The 19,626-nt window shown below is 53.4% G+C and carries 15 protein-coding genes; 7 read left to right on the top strand and 8 right to left on the bottom strand.

Translation table 11 applies throughout. The features are described 5' to 3' along the window. Positions 1 to 432: 432 nt before the first annotated feature. The 3 genes from gatB to gatC are packed head-to-tail and all read right to left on the bottom strand — an operon-like array spanning position 433 to position 3,730. On the bottom strand, positions 433 to 1,926 hold the full coding sequence (gene gatB / locus ACTOVJ_RS08065) for an Asp-tRNA(Asn)/Glu-tRNA(Gln) amidotransferase subunit GatB (RefSeq protein ID WP_449503604.1): 1,494 nt from the start codon (positions 1,924 to 1,926) through the stop codon (positions 433 to 435). Beyond that, on the bottom strand, positions 1,926 to 3,428 hold the full coding sequence (gene gatA / locus ACTOVJ_RS08060) for an Asp-tRNA(Asn)/Glu-tRNA(Gln) amidotransferase subunit GatA (protein WP_449504205.1): 1,503 nt from the start codon (positions 3,426 to 3,428) through the stop codon (positions 1,926 to 1,928). Before gatA ends, gatB begins: the two co-directional genes overlap by 1 nt. 5 nt (positions 3,429 to 3,433) lie before the next feature. Beyond that, entirely contained in the window at positions 3,434 to 3,730 is a 297-nt protein-coding gene (gene gatC, locus ACTOVJ_RS08055; protein ID WP_449502565.1) for an Asp-tRNA(Asn)/Glu-tRNA(Gln) amidotransferase subunit GatC, read from the bottom strand. A 104-nt stretch (positions 3,731 to 3,834) separates the two neighbouring features. Between gatC and ACTOVJ_RS08050 the strand changes: the two genes are divergently transcribed. Then, positions 3,835 to 5,049, top strand: a complete 1,215-nt coding sequence (locus ACTOVJ_RS08050) for a phospholipase D-like domain-containing protein (RefSeq protein ID WP_449503603.1) — start codon at positions 3,835 to 3,837, stop codon at positions 5,047 to 5,049. 74 nt (positions 5,050 to 5,123) lie between these two features. Here ACTOVJ_RS08050 and ACTOVJ_RS08045 read toward each other — a convergent pair whose 3' ends face one another. Then, positions 5,124 to 7,637, bottom strand: a complete 2,514-nt coding sequence (locus ACTOVJ_RS08045; RefSeq protein WP_449504689.1) for a helix-hairpin-helix domain-containing protein — start codon at positions 7,635 to 7,637, stop codon at positions 5,124 to 5,126. Between the two features lie 507 nt (positions 7,638 to 8,144). Here ACTOVJ_RS08045 and ACTOVJ_RS08040 point away from each other — a divergent pair. Then, positions 8,145 to 8,402 (top strand): WhiB family transcriptional regulator, encoded by a 258-nt coding sequence (locus ACTOVJ_RS08040; RefSeq protein WP_449502568.1) that lies wholly within the window; start codon positions 8,145 to 8,147, stop codon positions 8,400 to 8,402. 104 nt (positions 8,403 to 8,506) lie between these two features. On the opposite strand, the gene ACTOVJ_RS08035 is transcribed toward ACTOVJ_RS08040, so the two are convergent. Beyond that, on the bottom strand, positions 8,507 to 9,925 hold the full coding sequence (locus ACTOVJ_RS08035) for a sensor histidine kinase (RefSeq protein ID WP_449503602.1): 1,419 nt from the start codon (positions 9,923 to 9,925) through the stop codon (positions 8,507 to 8,509). 61 nt (positions 9,926 to 9,986) lie between these two features. Here ACTOVJ_RS08035 and ACTOVJ_RS08030 point away from each other — a divergent pair, with 61 nt between their 5' ends. The 4 genes from ACTOVJ_RS08030 to ACTOVJ_RS08015 all read left to right on the top strand — a co-directional run bounded on the left by ACTOVJ_RS08030 (position 9,987) and on the right by ACTOVJ_RS08015 (position 12,416). Then, positions 9,987 to 10,457: a DUF2505 domain-containing protein gene (locus ACTOVJ_RS08030; RefSeq protein WP_449503601.1), complete on the top strand. Its 471-nt coding sequence runs from the start codon at positions 9,987 to 9,989 to the stop codon at positions 10,455 to 10,457. After that, positions 10,454 to 11,254: a thymidylate synthase gene (locus ACTOVJ_RS08025; protein ID WP_449502571.1), complete on the top strand. Its 801-nt coding sequence runs from the start codon at positions 10,454 to 10,456 to the stop codon at positions 11,252 to 11,254. Before ACTOVJ_RS08030 ends, ACTOVJ_RS08025 begins: the two co-directional genes overlap by 4 nt. Before the next feature lie 11 nt (positions 11,255 to 11,265). Continuing rightward, positions 11,266 to 11,883: a dihydrofolate reductase gene (locus tag ACTOVJ_RS08020; protein WP_449502572.1), complete on the top strand. Its 618-nt coding sequence runs from the start codon at positions 11,266 to 11,268 to the stop codon at positions 11,881 to 11,883. Between the two features lie 71 nt (positions 11,884 to 11,954). Further along, positions 11,955 to 12,416 carry a Dps family protein gene (locus ACTOVJ_RS08015; protein ID WP_449502573.1) on the top strand — a complete coding sequence of 154 codons (462 nt, stop codon included), beginning with the start codon at positions 11,955 to 11,957 and terminating at the stop codon, positions 12,414 to 12,416. A gap of 196 nt (positions 12,417 to 12,612) precedes the next feature. Here the strand turns inward: ACTOVJ_RS08015 and ACTOVJ_RS08010 are convergent, their stop codons facing one another. Together ACTOVJ_RS08010 and ACTOVJ_RS08005 are read right to left on the bottom strand one after the other, a co-directional pair. Beyond that, the gene (locus ACTOVJ_RS08010; protein WP_449504206.1) at positions 12,613 to 13,335 is read right to left on the bottom strand and encodes a CE1759 family FMN reductase; all 723 of its coding nucleotides are present in this window, start codon (positions 13,333 to 13,335) and stop codon (positions 12,613 to 12,615) included. Then, complete coding sequence (locus ACTOVJ_RS08005; protein WP_449502575.1) at positions 13,335 to 14,543, bottom strand: LLM class flavin-dependent oxidoreductase; 1,209 nt, start codon at positions 14,541 to 14,543, stop codon at positions 13,335 to 13,337. The genes ACTOVJ_RS08010 and ACTOVJ_RS08005 overlap by 1 nt, the downstream gene beginning before the upstream one ends. A 170-nt stretch (positions 14,544 to 14,713) precedes the next feature. On the opposite strand from ACTOVJ_RS08005, the gene ppc reads away from it, so the two are divergent. Then, on the top strand, positions 14,714 to 17,509 hold the full coding sequence (gene ppc / locus ACTOVJ_RS08000; RefSeq protein ID WP_449503598.1) for a phosphoenolpyruvate carboxylase: 2,796 nt from the start codon (positions 14,714 to 14,716) through the stop codon (positions 17,507 to 17,509). A 92-nt stretch (positions 17,510 to 17,601) separates the two neighbouring features. On the opposite strand, the gene pulA is transcribed toward ppc, so the two are convergent. Next, entirely contained in the window at positions 17,602 to 19,491 is a 1,890-nt protein-coding gene (pulA, locus tag ACTOVJ_RS07995; protein WP_449504229.1) for a type I pullulanase, read from the bottom strand. Positions 19,492 to 19,626 lie beyond the last annotated feature (135 nt).

Here is a 19,626-nt window from a genome sequence, read left to right as displayed (position 1 = left end):
CCACCAGAAACTCACTCGCTCCCGGCGACAGGTAAATACTCTAGACCCCCACACACCCCACGTCAAAACAAAACAACGTGACCCACCACACCACCACCCACAAACCCCACCACACCAACAAAAAACCCACACGAGACCCACCACACACACCCACCACTTGACACCACACCCAACCCCACCCAACCCCACCCAACCCCACCACACCAACAAAAAACTGAAGTGCTCCCTGAAAGAAGGAACCGATTAATCAGTCCAACTTTCAAAGAGCACTTCAAAAGCCCGCCACACACCCCAAATTTTGGGGCAATTCGAACTACACGAGGCAGTCACAGCGTGTGTGGCGGCTTGGGTGGCTGCCTCTTGGCAATTCGAACTACACGAGGCAACCACTCTTACATTGCACTGAAGAAGGCTTTCCCATCACGTGATTCTTTATAGTCCAAACTTCTGTGCAATCAGAGCTTGAACACGCTTCGCATCAGCCTGGCCACGCGTCGCCTTCATGACTGCTCCAACAATCGCACCAGATGCCTTCGCATTACCAGACTTGATTGACTCAGCAACCTTCGGGTTCGCCTCTACTGCAGCATCGATCGCAGCGATCAATTCTGAATCATCGGAGACAATTTCCAGGCCACGCCCTGCGACAACCTCTTGAGGCGTTCCCTCACCAGCGAGCACTCCCTCGATGACTGAACGTGCCAGACGATCGTTGAGCTTTCCATCAACAATCATCTGATCAACTTCAGCAACCTGAGCAGTCGTCATTGGAACATCGCCGAGCGGCAGCCCATTTTCTTTGGCATATCGAGCAAGTTCACCCATCCACCACTTTCGTGCTCCAGCGGAAGTGGCACCAGCTTGAACTGTCTGCTCAATAATCGTCAAAGCTTCCGCGTTGACGATGTCACGCATCTCAAGATCGGTCACTCCCCACTCTGCCTGAAGACGCTTACGCTTTGCAGCTGGTAACTCCGGCAACGACTGGCGAATCTCCTCAACCCACTCACGCGACGGAGCAAGCGGCACAAGATCAGGTTCTGGGAAGTATCGGTAGTCGTCGGCGTCAGATTTCGGACGTCCAGCGAGGGTCGTCTGATCCGATTCCTGCCAGTGGCGAGTCTCCTGGAAAACTTTCTCTCCGTTCTCCAACGTCGCCGCCTGACGGGACAACTCATAACGAACAGCATTTTCGATCGCACGGAACGAGTTGACGTTCTTCGTTTCGGTACGTGTGCCCAAGGGATCCGACGGAGTCTTGCGAAGTGACACATTTACATCAGCACGGACGTTTCCTCGCTCCATACGCGCCTCAGAAACTCCGATGGCCCGTGCGATATCGCGCACTGTCTGGACATACTTTGCTGCAACTTCAGCAGCGCGAGCTCCGGTTCCTTCGATTGGTCGAGTGACAATTTCTACCAATGGTACCCCTGCACGGTTGTAATCGACTTGCGAGTAGTCTGCACCGTGGATTCGACCTTCACCACCGATATGCGTGTTCTTCCCAGCGTCCTCTTCCACGTGTGCACGCTCGATCGGCACACGGAAAACTTCTCCGTCATCTAGTTCAACATCGAGGTAACCGTCATACGCCAACGGTTCGTCGGACTGGGACGTCTGGAAGTTCTTAGCGAGATCCGGATAGAAGTAGTTCTTGCGTGCAAAGCGACACGACTCTGCAATCTTGCAATTCAGTGCCAAGCCCAAACGGATCGCATACTCAATCGCTTTCTTATTTACCACGGGAAGTGAACCCGGCAAGCCAAGTGAAACCGGGGTGATGAACGTATTCGGATCTCCACCGAAAGCATTCGGAGCTGCGTCGAACATCTTCGTCTGCGTCGAAAGCTCAACATGAATCTCGATACCCAGTACCGGATCGTAGTTAGCTACAACGTCATCGTATTCCATCAGTTCATCCATCAGAGATTCTCCTCCCAGGTCTCAATTGGAGTGGCAGTTGCAGACGGATCCACATCACGCTCGATCACAGCACCAACCTTGTACATGCGTGCGTCTTCCTTCGCTGGCGCAAGCACCTGGACACCAACCGGAAGGCCATCGCAGAGACCCGCAGGCACAGTCATTGCCGGAGTACCAGCAAGGTTTGCCGGGATCGTGGTGAGGTCGTTCATGTACATCGCAAGAAGATCATCAATCTTTTCGCCAAAATTGAATGCAACAGTCGGCGCCGACGGAGCTAGAAGGACGTCAGCTTGTTCGAAAGCAGCCGCAAGATCGCGCTGAATCAGCGTACGAACCTTCTGAGCAGCACCGTAGAACTGGTCATAATTCCCCGACGACAATGCGTAAGTTCCCAAGAGAATACGGCGCTTGACTTCGTCACCAAACATTGCCCCGCGCGTGGCGCGCATCATCGTCTCAGCAGTCACTGGGCCGTCCGCTGGGAGGACGCGGTTCCCAAAGCGAACACCGTCATAACGAGCGAGGTTAGAGCTCATTTCCGCCGGCATAATCAGATAGTAAGCGCCGATGGTGTATTTGAACGACGGGCACGAAACACGCACAATCTGAGCACCACGAGCCTTGAGCGCATCGAGACGCTCGTGGAACACCGCGCGAACCCCCTCATCGATACCCGCACCATCAAGTTCTTCAACCAGGCCAATTCGCAAACCTGACAGATCTTCTAGTTGGGTACCTTCATTTGCGGCTATTGCCAGACCTTCAGAGACACCTTCCAGTGATGTCGAATCGAAGTGGTCATACCCGCCGACGATTTCTTGCAACGCTGCGGCGTCGGCAACGGTATGGGTGACTGGACCGACCTGATCAAGCGACGAAGCCATCGCGATGATCCCGTAACGAGAAACAGCACCATACGTCGGCTTGGTTCCGACGGTGCCAGTAAAAGCTCCCGGTTGGCGGATTGATCCGCCGGTATCGGATCCCAATGCCCAGGGGACAAGGTACGCGGCAACTGCTGCTGCACTGCCACCGCCCGAACCACCAGGAGTGAGATTCTCTCCCCATGGGTTATGCGTCGGACCGAAAGCAGAGTGCTCGGTCGATGAGCCCATCGCAAACTCATCCATATTAGTGTGCCCAAGAATCGGCAAGCGCGCTTCCTTGAGCTTGAGCACAACCGTGGAATCGTAAGGAGGCTTCCAGCCCTCAAGCATCTTTGATGCTGCGGTGGTCGGAACCCCGTGTTCACACATATTGTCCTTGATAGCTACCGGCACGCCTGCGAACGGTGGTAGCTCGACGCCAGCAGCGCGATCCGCGTCGACTGCTTTCGCTGCCTCCAGCGCACCTTGACGGTTAACAAACAAGAAGGCATTCATTTTTCCGTTAAGCTTGTCAATCCGCGAAAGGTATCCTTCGACGAGTTCAACCGATGTGACTTCACCAGTGCGGAGCATCGCCGCTAGTTCGTGAGCGTTCTTCTTCATCCACTCCATGCGATTCACTCCTCTCCCAGAATCTGGGGAACTTGGAACTTACCGTCAGCTGCATCTGGTGCCATCGCGAGCACTTCATCACGATCGAGTGTCTCGCCCGGCACGTCTTCACGCATTACGTTGCTCAGCGGGATGGGATGAGATGTGGCAGGTACGTCAGAATTTGCTACCTCTGCTACTGAAGCCACGGCGTCGGCAATGACCGAAAATTCGCCCGCCATCCTTGCTACTTCTTCGTCTGTGAGCGCTATACGCGCGAGGTCAGCCAGACGCTGCACCTCTTCTTTAGAAAATGTCGACATACCGATATTCTAACTGCGTCGTCTCATTGGTGCGAACGCGTCTTGCCGGTAGAATCGTGGCTATGGGGAATTTTCGTAAGCACGCGTGGCCACACATAAAAAATGTGTTCAAATGGACCGCAATTACTGTTGCTAGTGCACAAGTGGTCGCAGCTGCGTCGATCATCGCTATTGATTCGCACCGGAAAAAACGCAATCCACCAACAGGTGAATTCCCGCATTTACCACCCAAAACAGTCAATGTTGCAGGCAATGAGATCACTGTTTACACTTTCGGCGCCGACCTCTACCACGATATGCTCGCAGCTATCCGCAGCGCAGAGCGCACAGTCTACTTCGAATCTTTCATTGTCAAAGCGGACGAAGTGGGAGAGGAATTTAAAGCTGAACTTCTCAAAGCAGCTGACCGTGGAGTGAAGGTCAACGTCATTCTCGACACCCTAGGAAATCTCAATCAAAATCCGCGCTTCCGTTATTTTCCGGCTCACCCCAATCTCGACGTCATCCATTTCCCACTGGTTCGTCTTGGATCGCTCACCAGACTTGCGAAAGACAAGGGCTATGACCATCGCAAGCTCCTCATTACCGATTCGCGAGTGGCGTTTGTGGGCGGGTATAACATTGGCGCTCTCTATGCCCACTACTGGCGTGACACGCATATCCGTATCACCGGACCACAAGTGTGGGAACTCGAAAATTCGTTCGTGGAGATGTGGAACGTCTTTAGACGCCGTTCCGCGCCTCTCCCCGTCCCACAAGTGAGGCACTGGTCGCCAAACGTGCGGGCGGTACAAAATATCCCGGCCTACCATTCCTACCCAGTGCGGACACTTTACATGGAGAACATTGACCGCGCTTCTGTGAATGTCTGGATCACGATGGGCTACTTCATTCCCGACGACGGCATGCTCAATTCATTGACAGCAGCAGCGAAACGCGGGGTCGATGTGCGTATCTTGATCCCCCAGTATTCAAACCATATTCTCGCCGATTGGGTGGGACGCTCTCTTTATTCATCCTTGTTGCGTTCGGGCGTGAGAATCTTCCTCTTCGAAGAAGCTATGGTTCACGCCAAGACAATGACTGTTGATGGCGTGTGGTCTACCGTCGGCACGACCAATATTGACGCCCTGTCGATGAACGGTAACTATGAAGTGAACGTCGAAATCTACTCGAGCGATTTTGCACATGCGATGGAAGAAATTTTTATTTCTGACCTCACCAACGCCCACGAGCTCCTTCCGGAAGTATGGGAACAACGTGGTGCGCTCGCCCGTGCTGCCGAGAAAATTCTTGGCCCCCTCGCTCCCTTTTACTGATCTCAATTTCTGTAGTACAACACCAGAGAAATCTGGATGACTCCCGCACATTACCGATGTACGGGAGTCATCCATTACTGAGGCAATTTCCCCGTTTCAAGCAAGGTGGCGAACTCTTCCTCACTGAGAGTGGGAATTCCGAGCTCAATTGCTTTTGTTGCCTTCGAACCAGCTTTTTCTCCAACGACGACGACGCTGGTCTTTTTTGATACCGATCCGGTTGCTTTTCCTCCATGAGATTCAATGGCCTCGTTTATCGAATCGCGAGTAAACGTCGCAAATGAGCCTGTCGCCACAATAACCATGCCATCGAGAGTTTGCGGGAGCTGTTCGACAGCCATATTGTGATCTTCGAAGGTCACTCCTGCGCTCCGCCAGCGTTCAATAATGTCAGCATGCCATGGCTCATCAAACCAAGATAAGAATGAGTGAGCGATGACTTCTCCAACACCTTCCACGCGAGACACTGCATCAGTTCCTGCCTGGAGAATATTCTCAAGCGATCCGAATTCCGCGGCAAGTGCTTTCGCTGCGACTGGGCCAACATGGCGGATATTGAGCGCGACGAGCTTACGCCACAGTTCTTTGCGCTTCGATGCCTCAATTTGCTCGAGAATTTTGAGTGTTGTCCGACTTGGCTCACTTGGTTTTTTCAACTCTGGTTGAGAACGCGAGGCATTGGCTTTAAGCCAGACTGGCTTAGTCCATGCAGCGCGAACTTGACGCCAATCCCCTGTTTCTTCCCCAGCTTTTTTCACTGGTTGCCAGATTCTCACGTCCTTAACGCACTCAGCAGTGAGATCGAAAAGCTCTGCTTCCGTTTCCAACACTGGAACAGAGGGAGCTGGAAAATTCAGTGACTCCAAAATCGGCTGGCTAATGACCGATTCTGGATCAATAATTGCACCGTCCTCATCCACAATTCCCAGTGCCTGCCGTTTCGCCAACGGCAATGCGAGACTGATCATCGCCCCTAACTCTGCTTCAAAGGACACTTTGTGACCGGTTGCTAGGGCGATAAGTGCATCCGAACGATAACGGTCTGGGTCTGCTAACCACAATCCGGTTTCTTCGCCTAATGCCTCAATATCGAGTGCCCCGCGTGATCCAATATGGACGATACGTTGGCTGAGCTGAGCAGGGCATGACCGAGTATTTTGGCACCGGAGATCAGCATCTCCTTCTTTAGTTGCTCGGATCTCTCCCCCACATGCAGGACAGTGCGTCGGCATCACAAAATTGCGTTCGGTTCCATCACGCATCGCGACAATCGGCCCGAGCACCTCAGGGATGATATCGCCAGCTTTACGCAAGATGACGATATCTCCAATTTTGACGCCTTTACGCTCCACCTCCGTAGGGTTGTGAAGAGTCGCTTGCGAGACAGTTGACCCATCCACCCATACCGGTTCCATCACAGCGTATGGAGTCACGCGGCCGGTACGTCCGACCTGGACTCTGATATCGAGGAGACGGGTCTGCACTTCAACGGGAGGAAACTTATATGCCACTGCCCAGCGCGGCACACGAGTGGTAAAACCAAGCAAATCCTGCACGTGGCGATCTTCAAGTTTGATGACGACGCCATCGAATTGGTGATCGAGCAAATCACGAGCATTCTGATATCGATCAAGATACTCTTCGATCTCTTCGATCGATGACACTATCGCTGTCCGATCTGAAACTGGAACTCCCCATGATTCAAAGACACTATAGACACCCTCTTGTGTCGCAAGTTGTTGGTTCAGTGCGGCATCTGCACCCTCCATGTAGCCAATCCCGTGGGCAATAAACGACAGTGATCTCAACGCAAAAGATGTCGTGTCTTCTTGACGCAGCGTCCCTGAGGCCGCGTTACGCGGGTTGACAAATTCTTTGAGTGGTTGCTCGATGCGCAAAATTGGCTGTAATACAGCGTGTTCTGCATCCTGACGACGACGGCGCGCATTTTCCTTGCGAATTTCGGCATTCTTTTCCTTGATTGCGCTATTTCGCCGCGCAATCTCTTTATTGCGCGTAATAACCTGTGCGTTGTACTGCTCAAACGCCTGAACGGGGAAGTAGACTTCACCCCGGATCTCAATAAGGTGCGGGTGGTTCTTGCCGGAAAGACGATGTGGGATTGCAGAGATTGCCTGCGCATTGCGCGTCACGTCTTCGCCAGTGATACCGTCACCTCGTGTTGCCGCAGTTTCTAAAACACCGTCGCGATAGGTCAGGTTTAGTGCCAGTCCATCAATCTTGACTTCTGCCGTGAAACGCGAACTTGCTGGCAATTCGGCATTGATCGATTCATACCATTGGCGCAATTCTTCACGGGAAAAAACATCCTGGAGCGAATACATCTGCTCACGATGTGTCACTTCTGCCAATCCACCACGTGCAACTTTCGCCCCGACACGCATTGTGGGAGAGGTTGGACTCCATAGCTGGGGAAATTGATCTTCAAGGGCACGCATCTCATGGATGAGAGAATCGTACATGGCATCAACCATGACTGGCTCTCCCGTTAAGTGATACGCATCTTGCGCACGCTTCACCTGCGGAGCGAGTTCTTCCCACCGGGCCTTGGCATCTGCAAATTTCATCTTCACGCTACCTATTGTACTCAGGGGGTATGACAGAAATTCACGCACACGTTGAGCACCGTAATCGCTCAAGCCGACAGCGGTCGCGCTCGACGTTCTCACAATTCGCATAGTACTCATGGAAGATCATGCACTCATCCACTCTCTTGGCCATGGTGATTATTTTTCACAATGACTTGTACACAGTAATGGAAGCTGGCAATTCTCGTCTCCGCTCTTGAACACCTACACTGACGAAACGCCTCGTGGAGAAAATCGCGGCAGACTACCTTCGCACTAATTCTCTTCATCCTGACAACGTCTCATCAAGGCTCGGAGCATACGGACGTTTTCACTCAATCCTTGCAGCTCATAAGGCTGACGCCGTCACCCCTCGATCCAAGGATGAAAAGAAATTCCTCATCCGGGAGGTGCTCGGTCACACTTTTGATGACATGAGAGAAACTCCAGGTCTGTGTGCGTATGATCAAAAAGCCACATTAACCTCACAGCGAAAAGGAGCGACACATGGATTGGCGCAGCCGTGCTGCATGCTTGCAAGAAGATCCCGAACTCTTTTTCCCCGTCGGTTCTTCGAGCCCTGCAATGGCACAGATGGAACGCGCAAAACTCGTGTGTCAAACTTGCTCAGTGATGGAAACATGCCTAAAAGTGGCTCTCGAGACAAACCAGGACTGCGGCGTCTGGGGAGGAAAGTCTGAGGATGAGCGCAAAGCTCTCAAGCGCAACGCAGCGCGAGCTACACGCGTCACGACAGTCGGATAAAAGTATGTGACACCGACAAGATCAGGTGAGAAACAAGGGCAAAGCGTCAGCGCGCAGGTATGAAGACCTGCGCGCTTTTTATTTGTGCATTATTCCAAAGGAAATTACGAACGTAACTGTGCTGTCAGGGTGACTTCCGTTCCCCCCTCGTCGCGGTTAGACCACTGAATCGCCCCGGCAAGCTCTCCTGTCACCATCGTCCGCACAATTTGAGTGCCCAGACCCGAACCAGGGCCTTTTTCTCCGATGCCATTTCCGTTATCGCACACTGTTACCACCAGGCGTTGTCCAAAGCGACTTGCCTCGATATCGATTCGTGGATCCTCCTGACCGTGGCTCAGTCCGTGCTCAATGGCATTCGAGAGCACCTCGTTCATCACCACGGCGAGCGCAGTGGCCTGCTCGGCACGCACTCGTCCGAAAGACCCAGTGAATGTTGTTCGCACGTCTACGTCAGTCACGGCAGCATCGCGAATGAGGCGCATCAGCGGGATAAAAAGATGGTCAAAATCGACAACCTCATCGATTGTTTCCGATAGCCGCTCATGAACCAACGCAATGGTGGAGACTCGACGTTGCGCATTCGACAGTGCATCAGCAGTCTCTTTATTCGTCGCCCGGCGTCCTTGCAAGCGCAAAAGTGCGGAGACTGTTTGGAGATTGTTCTTCACTCGATGATTGATTTCGCGGATTGTGGCATCCTTGGTCATCAGTTCGCGCTCTTGGCGGCGAAGCTCAGTAATATCGCGGCAAAGGATGACGGCACCGGTGCGTTTACTCTGGTAGAGCAAAGGCACGGCGCGCAGTGACACCACGACCCCATGAGATTCTACTTCGCTCATCCACGCTGCTCTTCCCATCAGGACAACCGGCAAAGACTCATCCACATCGCGAGTTTCAATATGTGAGGCCACCGCTTCTGCAAGCACAGACCCCATCAGGGTGTCGTCAACGCCGAGCCTGCGGAAATGAGACACAGCGTTAGGTGACATGTACAGCACATGACCTGCACCGTCGATGTGGACAACACCGTCGGACACACGTGGTGTGCCATGTCGATACCCGGTAGGCGAGCCTTCTACTGGGAATGCTCCAGCACGTACCATCGTCAGGAGTTCGTTCGCGATGTCCTCGTAGCTCATCTGTGCTTGTGAGGGAAGACGATCTGGGTGCGGCGCGCTCATAAGTGCCAGTAATGCAATGGGTGAGCCTGGCACACGGCACACTGGAACAATGACCACGCGACGGTCACCGAGTTGGGTGCGTACCATTTTGTTTCGCAGGTATACATCGTCAAGGTCTTCGATAGCTTCTTCCGACGCTGCCATCCCTACGACGTCGTATTCGTAGAGAGTCGCAGCGGTTGCAGGACGGGTTTGCGCAGCAATTTTGTATTGTCCACGGCAGTGAACTATCAGCAACACATCAGAAAATGTCAGATCTGCCAAAAGTTGGGAATCACCGATGAGCCGATGAAGCCAATCACGATCGTCTTGGCTAAATTCCGGTATTCTTTCAAGCATCTTCGTTAAAGTAGGCACGCCCCTAACAATAGGGGAAATTCTGCCCGCAAGGAGGGGACTTATGGAGTTTTCAGCACAGGTACGCTACAACGCTGCTCCCGACGTGGTTGCTCGAGTTCTTTTGAGCCGCGAGTTAGCCGATGCGCGCGCAAGCAAAGCTGGTGTAGAGCTGGACGACTACTCATTTGATGGAACTGTAGCTAGCGTGCGTGCACGGGTAAGTGCCGATGTACTTCCGGAAGCTGTCAAGCGTTTTGCATCACGTGGCTTCTCTGCAGAAGTTCATACGCGTGCAGAGGCCAACGTCGTGGCTCACATCGTAAAAATCTCCGGCTTGCCGGTCACGGCCAACTTCCGTGTTGCACTCTCCCCCGACGACGCTGGATCGATTGCGGAAATTCGCGGCGAGGTTCATGTCTCCGTGCCTTTCGTTGGGAAGAAAATTGAGCAGAAAGCTGTCGCACAGGCCGCACGTGCGCTTGAAGAGGATGCACTCATCGTCAACTCTGTCGTCGATACACTGAAACTATGATCAATCGCCAGTACGAAGATCTCCTTGCTGAGGTCATGGAAAATGGCACCCTCAAGGGTGACCGAACCGGCACGGGAACGTTGTCCGTTTTCGGCCGTCAGCTTAGGTATAATCTGGCCGAGGGTTTTCCACGCATCACCACGAAATTCGTCGCGATGAAAGCTGTCAAAGGCGAGCTACTGTGGTTCTTGCATGGAAACACGAACATCGAATGGTTACGCGAACGTGGCATCACCATTTGGGATGAGTGGGCTGATGAGGATGGAAACTTGGGCCCTGTGTACGGTGCTCAGTGGAGAAGTTGGCCTACGCCGTCGGGCGAACACATTGACCAGATTTCCAACGTGATCGAACAGATTCGAACTAATCCCAATTCGCGCCGACTTGTCGTATCGGCGTGGAATGTTAGCGAACTGGACAAAATGGCGTTAGCTCCATGCCACGCATTGTTCCAGTTTTATGTGGCTGAAGGGCGCTTGTCGTGCCAGCTCTATCAGCGAAGTGCAGATCTCTTCCTCGGTGTTCCCTTCAATATCGCTTCGTATGCGTTGCTGACGCACATGGTTGCACAACAAACCAATCTTCAGGTCGGCGATTTTGTGTGGACTGGTGGAGACTGCCACATTTACACCAATCATTTCCAGCAAGTGACAGAGCAACTTCGTCGCGAACCGTATCCGTTCCCTACTCTTCACTTGCGTAAAGCCTCCTCAATCTTCGACTACGAAATGGACGATATCGACGCGTCAGACGGATACCAGCACCATCCGCGGATTCCTGCCCCCGTGGCAGTGTAAGGAGGTCACTGATGTCCACACCAAGTATTTCCGACGGCGGCTCCCCCGGCCTGCCACTGCTTGGCTTGATTTTCGCTCAAGGCCGCGGTGGCGCAATTGGAGTTCGGGGAGAGCTCCCGTGGCATCTTCCTGAAGATCTCGCTGTCTTTAAACATGTCACAACTGGCAGTGATGTTCTTATGGGGAGGAAAACCTGGAATTCAATTCCTGCCCGCAACCGCCCGCTCCCGAATCGCAGGAATATTGTGGTCACCAGCGCAAATGCGGACGACTTCCCTGGAGCACATGTTGTGCGAAGCGCGCAGGATGCCTACTCCGATGCCACCGGCGAGATCGCATGGTGCATCGGCGGCGCAGGACTATTCGACGCGTTGGCTGATCAGGCACATTTGCTCCTGATCACTGATGTCGATCTTGATGTGCCCGACGCCGATACTTTCGCTCCGAATTGGCCTAGGTACGATTTCTCTGCTGCACAGGTTTCTCCAGACGAAGGCTGGCATACTTCTCGTACTGGTCTGCGCTTCCGGGTCACGCTCTATGTGCGCCAAGGTGTCACCGTCCCCGACGTAGATCTGGGATTTCGCCCGTATCGAAACTTCCGGAATCTACCTCCTCAAACGATATAATGGACTCATACCAGAAAGTGGGATATGTTCGCATGTTCCCACTGTGGCCAAGAACTGAAAGGAAAAGAATCATGGCAGACGCATTTAAGGCCTCCGACGTGCTCGGAGAATCACTTCAAAAGGTATTGACCGACGTCACCGCATTGTCTCTCAATGCCAAGCAGTTGCATTGGAATATCGTTGGACCAGGATTCCGCGCACTTCACCTCTATCTTGACGATGTAGTGGCCATCGCACGCGAAGCATCCGACGAAGTCGCTGAGCGTATGCGCGCAATCGGGCTCAATGCAGATGGACGCCCAAGCGCAGTCGCAGAATCAAACTCTCTTCCAGTGTTGAGCAAGGGCTCGATTAGCGATGTCGATGGTGCAGCAGCAGCCGTCGCCGCAATTACCGCTACCGTCAACACTCTGCGCCAAGTACATGAGAAGGTCGACGCCGAGGATCCAGCTTCGGCCGATATCCTCCTCGACTATGTACGCCGCCTTGAGCAGCAAGCGTGGTTCATTGGCTCAGCAATCGCACAGGCCTAATATTTCCGCACAGGTCTAATATCTCGTGGGTATAAAGATTGGTGGCAGATAATTTATCTGCCACCAATCTTTATACCCACGAAATTTTGAATGTGTTTTCTTCTATTGATTCAACTCACAGGCTTGTTGATTCAACTCACGGGCTTGTTGATTCAGCTCAGGGGGTTTGGGACGCTTCCCAAAAGCGTCCCAAACCCTACTTTTTCAGAAGCTGATCGAACGAGGCAAAGTCTTCATATAGATCGGTAGGGTCAGTCTGGATCAGCTCCTCTTGACTCTTACCTGCAAGGCGCGTCGCACCGCGCTGTTTGGCTTGACTCACCTTCCCATTCTTCAACTTCTCACCAACCGCAGCAGCGTCGGCAGTTTCACCTTGACCATCCGTGACCGCAAGAGCAAGCTCACGCCCCGCTCGCGAAATACGCCGTTCGAGCGACGCGCCTCCCGAACCATCAGAGTCGGCGGCTGCTGCTCCCCAATCTTCCGTTGCCGCATACACTGCCGTGGGAACCACATGCGCATGAAGATAGGAGAACATCGGCCGCAGCGCGTGTTCAGTGACGAGCGAATGGCGCGGAGTACCCCCCGTCGCACCGATCAGCACTGGCTTCCCCTTCAAGGTGTCTTCCGGCATGACATCAAAGAAACTTTTGAATAGCCCCGACATTGACGCGTTGTAGGCTGGTGTCACCGCCACCACTGCATCAGCATTGAGGACATCATCGAATGCCTCTTCGAGTCCTGGCGCCGGGAAACCCGCCAACATTGCATCCATAATGTGGTGAGCATAGGCACGCAATGAAATCACATGATACTCACTGCCCGGCAGTACATTGACCGCCGCGCGAGCAAGCTTCTCCCCCAACGCGTCAGTCGTCGAGTTTTCCGAGAGCGACGCCGATATGACGACGATATTCATCAGTGCTTCTCCGTCAGATGCAAGAGGTTGTCAGCATGTTTCACAGAGGCTTCATCACTTTCTTGCTGCTCATACGGCGTCGCAACACCCGAAACGTTGTCTGGCTCACCGAAAACAGTGGAATCATGTCCACCTCCACGAGCAGCGACGAGTGATGCATGTGTCGGTGCATCAGGAACACCGTCCTCACGCATCGCTGTGAATTCCTTACGCAAGGTCGGCAAGATTTCACCGAGATAATCGATCTGCTCAAGAACCTTCTTCAATGGCAAACCCGCATGGTCGATCAGGAACATCTGACGCTGGTAGTCACCAACTGCCTCACGGAATCCCAAGGTTCGATCAATGACTTCCTGTGGAGACCCGACAGTGAGCGGAGTCTGCGAGGTGAAGTCTTCCATGGACGGTCCATTTCCGTACACCGGAGCATTGTCGAAATACGGACGGAACTCACGCTTCGCCGTCTGTGAGTCCTTCGCCATGTAAAATTGTCCGCCCAAACCGACGATGGCATCCTGCGGACGCCCATGTCCGTAGTGCGCGAAGCGCTGACGATACAGCGCCACCATACGCTTCGTGTGGCTCATTGGCCAGAAGATGTTGTTATGGAAGAAGCCATCGCCATAGTAGGCAGCCTGCTCGGCAATCTCTGGGGAGCGGATCGAGCCATGCCAGACGAAGGGAGCGACGCCGTCGAGAGGACGCGGAGTCGAGGTGAAGTTACGCAACGCCGTGCGGAATTGTCCTTCCCAGTTCACGACGTCGTTATCCCACAGCTCACGCAGAAGTGAGTAGTTTTCGATCGCGAGCGGAATACCTTGGCGGATGTCTTTACCAAACCACGGATAGACTGGGCCGGTATTACCGCGCCCCATCATGAGGTCAACTCGCCCGTCTGCCAAGTGCTGGAGCATCGCAAAATCCTCAGCAATCTTGACCGGGTCTTGAGTAGTAATCAAGGTGGTGGAAGTGGACAGTATGATGCGCTTGGTCTGCGCCGCGATATAAGCAAGCGTGGTAGTTGGCGACGAGGAGAAGAAGGGCGGATTGTGATGCTCACCGATGGCATACACATCCAAGCCGACATCCTCAGCGTGCTTGGCGATCTCCACAGAAGCCTTAATGCGCTCGTGTTCCGTGGGAGTGCGACCCGTAGTGGGATCGGTGGTGATATCCGAGACGGAAAATACTCCGAACTGCATATCCATTGTCTTACTCCTTCGATTCTTCGAGAAAGTGATGTTTCTGATATGACACTATCACTCTTTAGTTAAATATTCAACCTTCAGGATGAGGGGTATTCCCCATTCGTCATCACAATTGTGTGAGTTGTTCAGGCACGACTAAGATTGGCCGTGCAAAACAATGGGAGGGATATATGTCCGAAATTATCGACGACACTGAGCCGATCCAGGACGATCCACGCATTGACGCGTCGTTACGCGCGGCAGTCCGACGGCTCACCACCTTGCTCGGAAATGTGCTTGAGGATCACTACGGTAGCGATGTGCTCGAACTGGTAGACAATATCCGTCTACGTGCCAAAGCAGCTGCAGATGATCCAACCGGCACACTCGGGCGTGAACTCCTTGCTACCCTTTCAGCACTCCCAAGCGACGAAGCGACTCTGGCAACACGCGCATTTGCCCAATACTTCTTGCTAGCAAATTCAGCCGAACAGTCATATCGAATCCGTTCAATTGACGCAACCAATGACACCGACTCATGGATCCCCAGCTCAGTTCGCCAAATTGCTGATGCACTCGGCGCCGAAGGACTGCAAGAAACCGTTGATAGCCTTCAAGCACGCCTCGTTTTCACTGCACACCCGACCGAAGCCTCCCGGCGCGCGATTCTCCGTAAACTACGTGCGATTTCTGAGATTCTTGAAATCGATACCGCCTCTGGCACACTCGCCCGCAAGCGCCAAAATGCTCGACTCACTGAAATTATTGAGAGCCTCTGGCAGACCGACGAGATTCGCTCCGAACAGCCAACCCCCATCGACGAAGCGCGCAACGCACTTTATTATCTTCGCCAGATCTACCTCCACACACTTTCCGATTTCCTTCGCGACTTCGATTCCGAGCTCAAAGCATCTGGTGCGCGGCTTTCCGATTCATCTACACCGCTCATCTTCGGTACGTGGATCGGCGGCGATCGCGACGGAAACCCCTTTGTCACCCCAGAAGTCACTGCGACGGTGTTGCGTCTACAAGCAACCACCGCGATGGATATTATCGCCGAACTCCTTACCCAACTCATTGAGTCCACCTCAATCTCTGCGGCACTCACTGGCACCGACGATGAGCTCACGGCTTACCTCGACACTCATTACCAGTCATACCCCGGCGATGAAGAGATTCGCCAAATGTTTGCTGAAGAGCCCTACCGCTTAGTACTCGGGGCGATGCGACACAAAGTGGGCGTTACTCGTGAGCGTTTTGCCGAAGGCACGGCATATGATGGCCGGGGCTACGCCGATGTTGATGAGCTTTTGGACGAACTTGCGATGCTGCGCGATGCTCTGCGTCGCCATCACTCGCGTTCCGCCGACGGTGCCGTTGCTACCGCAATGCATGTTATCCGAGCCGTTGGGTTCACCCTGGCAACGATGGATGTGCGAGAGCACTCCGAGAAACACCACGATGTGTTGGCTCAGCTTTACGATCGACTCGGCGAACTCGACGTTCCATATTCACAGCTCGATGCTGAAGGTAAACGTGAGGTTCTTTCCCGTGAACTGGCATCCGCACGTCCGCTCGCAGGCGCTGTGCTTGACGACGACGAAGAGTCCGTTCTCGCCCCACTCGAGCGCATCACATTCAATACATTCCGTGCATTGCGTGATGCCCAGCGCACATATGGTCGCGATGTTATTACGACGTACATCATTTCGATGACACATGGAGCACACGATGTTCTCGCAGCCGCTGTGCTCGCCAAGGAAGCAGGTATTCTCGACCTGTCATCGGCAACAAAGCGTGCCGACGTCGGCTTCGCTCCTCTACTTGAGACCACAGTTGAGCTTGCCGCAGCTGGTGAAATTCTCGATCAACTTCTGTCGGATCCTTCCTATCGTGAAATCGTTCGACTCCGCGGCGATGTGCAAGAAGTCATGCTCGGTTACTCCGATTCAAATAAGGAAGCTGGAGTCTTTACTTCTCAGTGGTCGATTCAGAAGGCACAGCGAGCGCTGCGCGATGTGGCAGCAAAGTACCACGTTAAACTTCGTCTTTTCCACGGTCGTGGCGGTTCAGTTGGACGCGGTGGCGGTCCCACATTCGATGCGATTATGTCTCAGCCAGCTGGGGTGTTGGAAGGCCAGATTAAATTCACCGAGCAGGGGGAGGTCATTTCAGACAAGTACCTCCTCCCGCGCCTCGCACGTGAAAACCTTGATCTCTCTCTCGCTGCTGTTATGCAGGCAACGGCCTTACATCGTACGCGACGACACAGCGATGATCAGGTTGCCTATTGGGATTCGATTTTGGATCTCATCTCTGAGGCATCTTATGACGCTTACCACGAGCTCGCATCGAATCCAGATTTGCCCGAATATTTCGTCTCATCTACACCAGTAGAACTTCTGGGTGACCTCAACATCGGTTCGCGTCCCTCAAAGCGGACAACATCAGAGAAAGGTCTGGATGGCCTTCGTGCAATCCCCTGGGTATTCGGATGGACTCAGTCGCGTCAGATTGTTCCAGGATGGTTCGGTTTTGGTTCGGGTATCAAGGCTGCACGCGAAGCCGGATATGACGCGGATCTCCTCAACATGCGTCAGGCGTCATCGTTCTTCCAGTCAGTCCTGTCCAATATCGAGATGACCTTGGCAAAGACAGATATCGAGATCGCGGCACACTATGTCCATTCGCTCGTTCCTGAGCGTCTGTGGCCGATCTTTGACCTCATTAGGCGCGAACACGAACTCACGGTCGAACAGGTCGCGTGGCTGACAGGAGCCGAGACACTACTTGATAATCAGCCGACACTTCAACGAACCCTCGCAGTGCGAGATCGCTATCTTGCACCGTTGAACTACATGCAAGTAGCACTAATGAAGAAAGTGCGTGAAGCCGAAGCATCAGGTACACAGGTCGATCGTGAAACCAGGCGAGCCCTCCTGATCACCGTCAATGGCGTAGCCGCTGGCATGAAGAATACAGGCTAAATCCACACTGCTCATGGCCGCGTGGCTCTGAACGCACGTCCACGTACGATCTTCATGATCCTCCCGGATGATGTGTGTGATACTCAAAACTCTTATTGAGATTGTTTAACAGCAACGCATACTGATAACGGAGCAACGTCAGCCACTGTACCTGTTATACCTGCGACGTCGGCAGTCGAGTTCGCCACTAGTATTTTCCAGTCGGTGTCCAATTCTGTTGCCCACGGATGTTCACTTGCATTGACGAAAACACGAGCTTCCTGTCCATTTGCGCGAACGGAGTAGGAGATGCGCAGCTGATCCACGTGAGTAAAGTCGTAGGCGCTGTCGATGACGTCGAAATCTCCTAGTCGCAGCCATGATTGGTGTGAGCGAAGTGCGAGTAGGGAACGCACTAGTGTGACGAATTCGGGCCAGCGAGCTGCACGATCATAATCGAACTCATTGACTGAGTCTGGTGAGGCATAGGAATTACGCAAGCCTTCCTTCGTGCGTCCAAACTCTTGACCCGCATGAAGAAATGCGATCCCCTCCCCCAGCAATTGGATCGTGGTTGCTAATTCACAGCGTCGGATAATTTCATCCTCACTTGCCTGAGGAAAAGCACGAGCAAGCTTATCGAAGAGCGTGTAGTCGTCGTGTGACTCGTTATAGATCACCGACTGTGTTGGATCAGAAAACGGGAATGTCTGGCGCGAACCGATAACGCCGTCGGCGATTGCTCTTGCGCCATCAGCACCGGAGGCAAAACCACGTGAGTAATTGTCGAATGGCGACCCTTTCATTGCGTCACGGAAAGAATCGTTGAAATGCGCGATTCGCGGCATTGCGTCAGCATGATGGTAATCAGCTGGAAGAATACCTTCGGGATGATTGCCCATCACCCATCCTTCACCAATGATGATGATCGATGGGTCAATATCGTCAAGAGCGCGACGCACAGCATTCATCGTCTCAACATCATGAATCCCCATCAGGTCGAAGCGGAATCCATCCAAACCGAACTCGCTGGCCCAATAAACCACCGCATCAACAATGAGCTTGCGCATCATCGGTTGTTCTGATGCCGTCTCATTTCCGCAGGCGGTAGCGTCAGCAAAGGAACCATCGTCGTTGAGTCGGAAAAAATATCCCGGAACTGTCATCTCAAGCGGATTTGTTCCGGCATCGTAGACATGATTAAAAACAACATCCATGACCACGCGCAAACCGGCATTATGGAGCGCGTCAATTGCTGACTTAAGTTCACGGATGCGCGCATACGGATTGCACGGATCAGATGAATACGAGCCCTCGGGCACGAAATAATTCATCGGATCGTAGCCCCAGTTGTATTGAGCACCCCACGAAAGATCACCCATTTCATCCACCGAGCCGAAATCATAGATTGGCAACAGCTGGATGTGGCTTACTCCCAGACTCCTGAGGTAGTCAAGCCCCGAGAGATTTCCCGACGCCGTACGCGTTCCGGTTTCAGTCAGCCCAAGAAACTTTCCTTTGTGGCGGATACCGTTGTCGACGCCGATGGTTAGATCGCGCACGTGAGCCTCGTAAAACACCGCGTCCGCTGCACGCATGGGAGCCAGTCGCTGGCACGGCCGACCCGCTGCTACTGGATCGATCACAACAGACGCCTTCGAGTTCGGCGTCGACCCGCGCCCCCAGGGATCACTCGTCACATTCCGATGCCCGCCGGGGAAAGAAAGACGATAGCGGTAGACCTCGCCGGAGAGATCATCGTGGACTGAGGCCAGCCACACGCCACGTTCACTTCGCCGCATATCGACGATGTCCGCACCATCACTGCCGAGCATCAGCTCTACATGCTCAGCCGTCGGAGCCCAAAGTCGGAAAGTTGTGGCGTGCTCAGTATATTCAGCCCCCAGTGGGCCGTCGTAGGCGAACTCATCATTGAATTCGCTCGAGTGCAGCTCTTGCCAGTGTGCGTGAGCGTTCGGATCTTTCAAAGGTGTTTGTTCCATCACGCCAATAGTCTATCGGACGGATGCCTTTCAGCCTACGTTCCTCACTAGCTCTTACGCTGTCAATGTGGTGGGGGCGCTGGGGGCCCCGCGCCCCCCACAATATTAATAATGAAAACACATTTTTAATTAAAA

The sequence above is a fragment of the Arcanobacterium sp. (ex Cirak et al. 2026) genome, assembly GCF_053585065.1.
This window is presented reverse-complemented; position numbering and strand designations above follow the sequence as displayed.

Bases quoted from the DNA above. Each gene is read 5' to 3' on its own strand.
- pulA (WP_449504229.1), bottom strand. From the start codon at position 19,491: ATGGAACAAACACCTTTGAAAGATCCGAACGCTCACGCACACTGGCAA.
- ACTOVJ_RS08045 (WP_449504689.1), bottom strand. From the start codon at position 7,637: ATGAAATTTGCAGATGCCAAGGCCCGGTGGGAAGAACTCGCTCCGCAG.
- ACTOVJ_RS08015 (WP_449502573.1), top strand. From the start codon at position 11,955: ATGGCAGACGCATTTAAGGCCTCCGACGTGCTCGGAGAATCACTTCAA.
- ACTOVJ_RS08025 (WP_449502571.1), top strand. From the start codon at position 10,454: ATGATCAATCGCCAGTACGAAGATCTCCTTGCTGAGGTCATGGAAAAT.
- ACTOVJ_RS08035 (WP_449503602.1), bottom strand. From the start codon at position 9,925: ATGCTTGAAAGAATACCGGAATTTAGCCAAGACGATCGTGATTGGCTT.
- ppc (WP_449503598.1), top strand. From the start codon at position 14,714: ATGTCCGAAATTATCGACGACACTGAGCCGATCCAGGACGATCCACGC.
- ACTOVJ_RS08040 (WP_449502568.1), top strand. From the start codon at position 8,145: ATGGATTGGCGCAGCCGTGCTGCATGCTTGCAAGAAGATCCCGAACTC.
- gatC (WP_449502565.1), bottom strand. From the start codon at position 3,730: ATGTCGACATTTTCTAAAGAAGAGGTGCAGCGTCTGGCTGACCTCGCG.
- ACTOVJ_RS08005 (WP_449502575.1), bottom strand. From the start codon at position 14,543: ATGGATATGCAGTTCGGAGTATTTTCCGTCTCGGATATCACCACCGAT.
- ACTOVJ_RS08020 (WP_449502572.1), top strand. From the start codon at position 11,266: ATGTCCACACCAAGTATTTCCGACGGCGGCTCCCCCGGCCTGCCACTG.
- gatA (WP_449504205.1), bottom strand. From the start codon at position 3,428: ATGGAGTGGATGAAGAAGAACGCTCACGAACTAGCGGCGATGCTCCGC.
- ACTOVJ_RS08010 (WP_449504206.1), bottom strand. From the start codon at position 13,335: ATGAATATCGTCGTCATATCGGCGTCGCTCTCGGAAAACTCGACGACT.
- gatB (WP_449503604.1), bottom strand. From the start codon at position 1,926: ATGGATGAACTGATGGAATACGATGACGTTGTAGCTAACTACGATCCG.
- ACTOVJ_RS08030 (WP_449503601.1), top strand. From the start codon at position 9,987: ATGGAGTTTTCAGCACAGGTACGCTACAACGCTGCTCCCGACGTGGTT.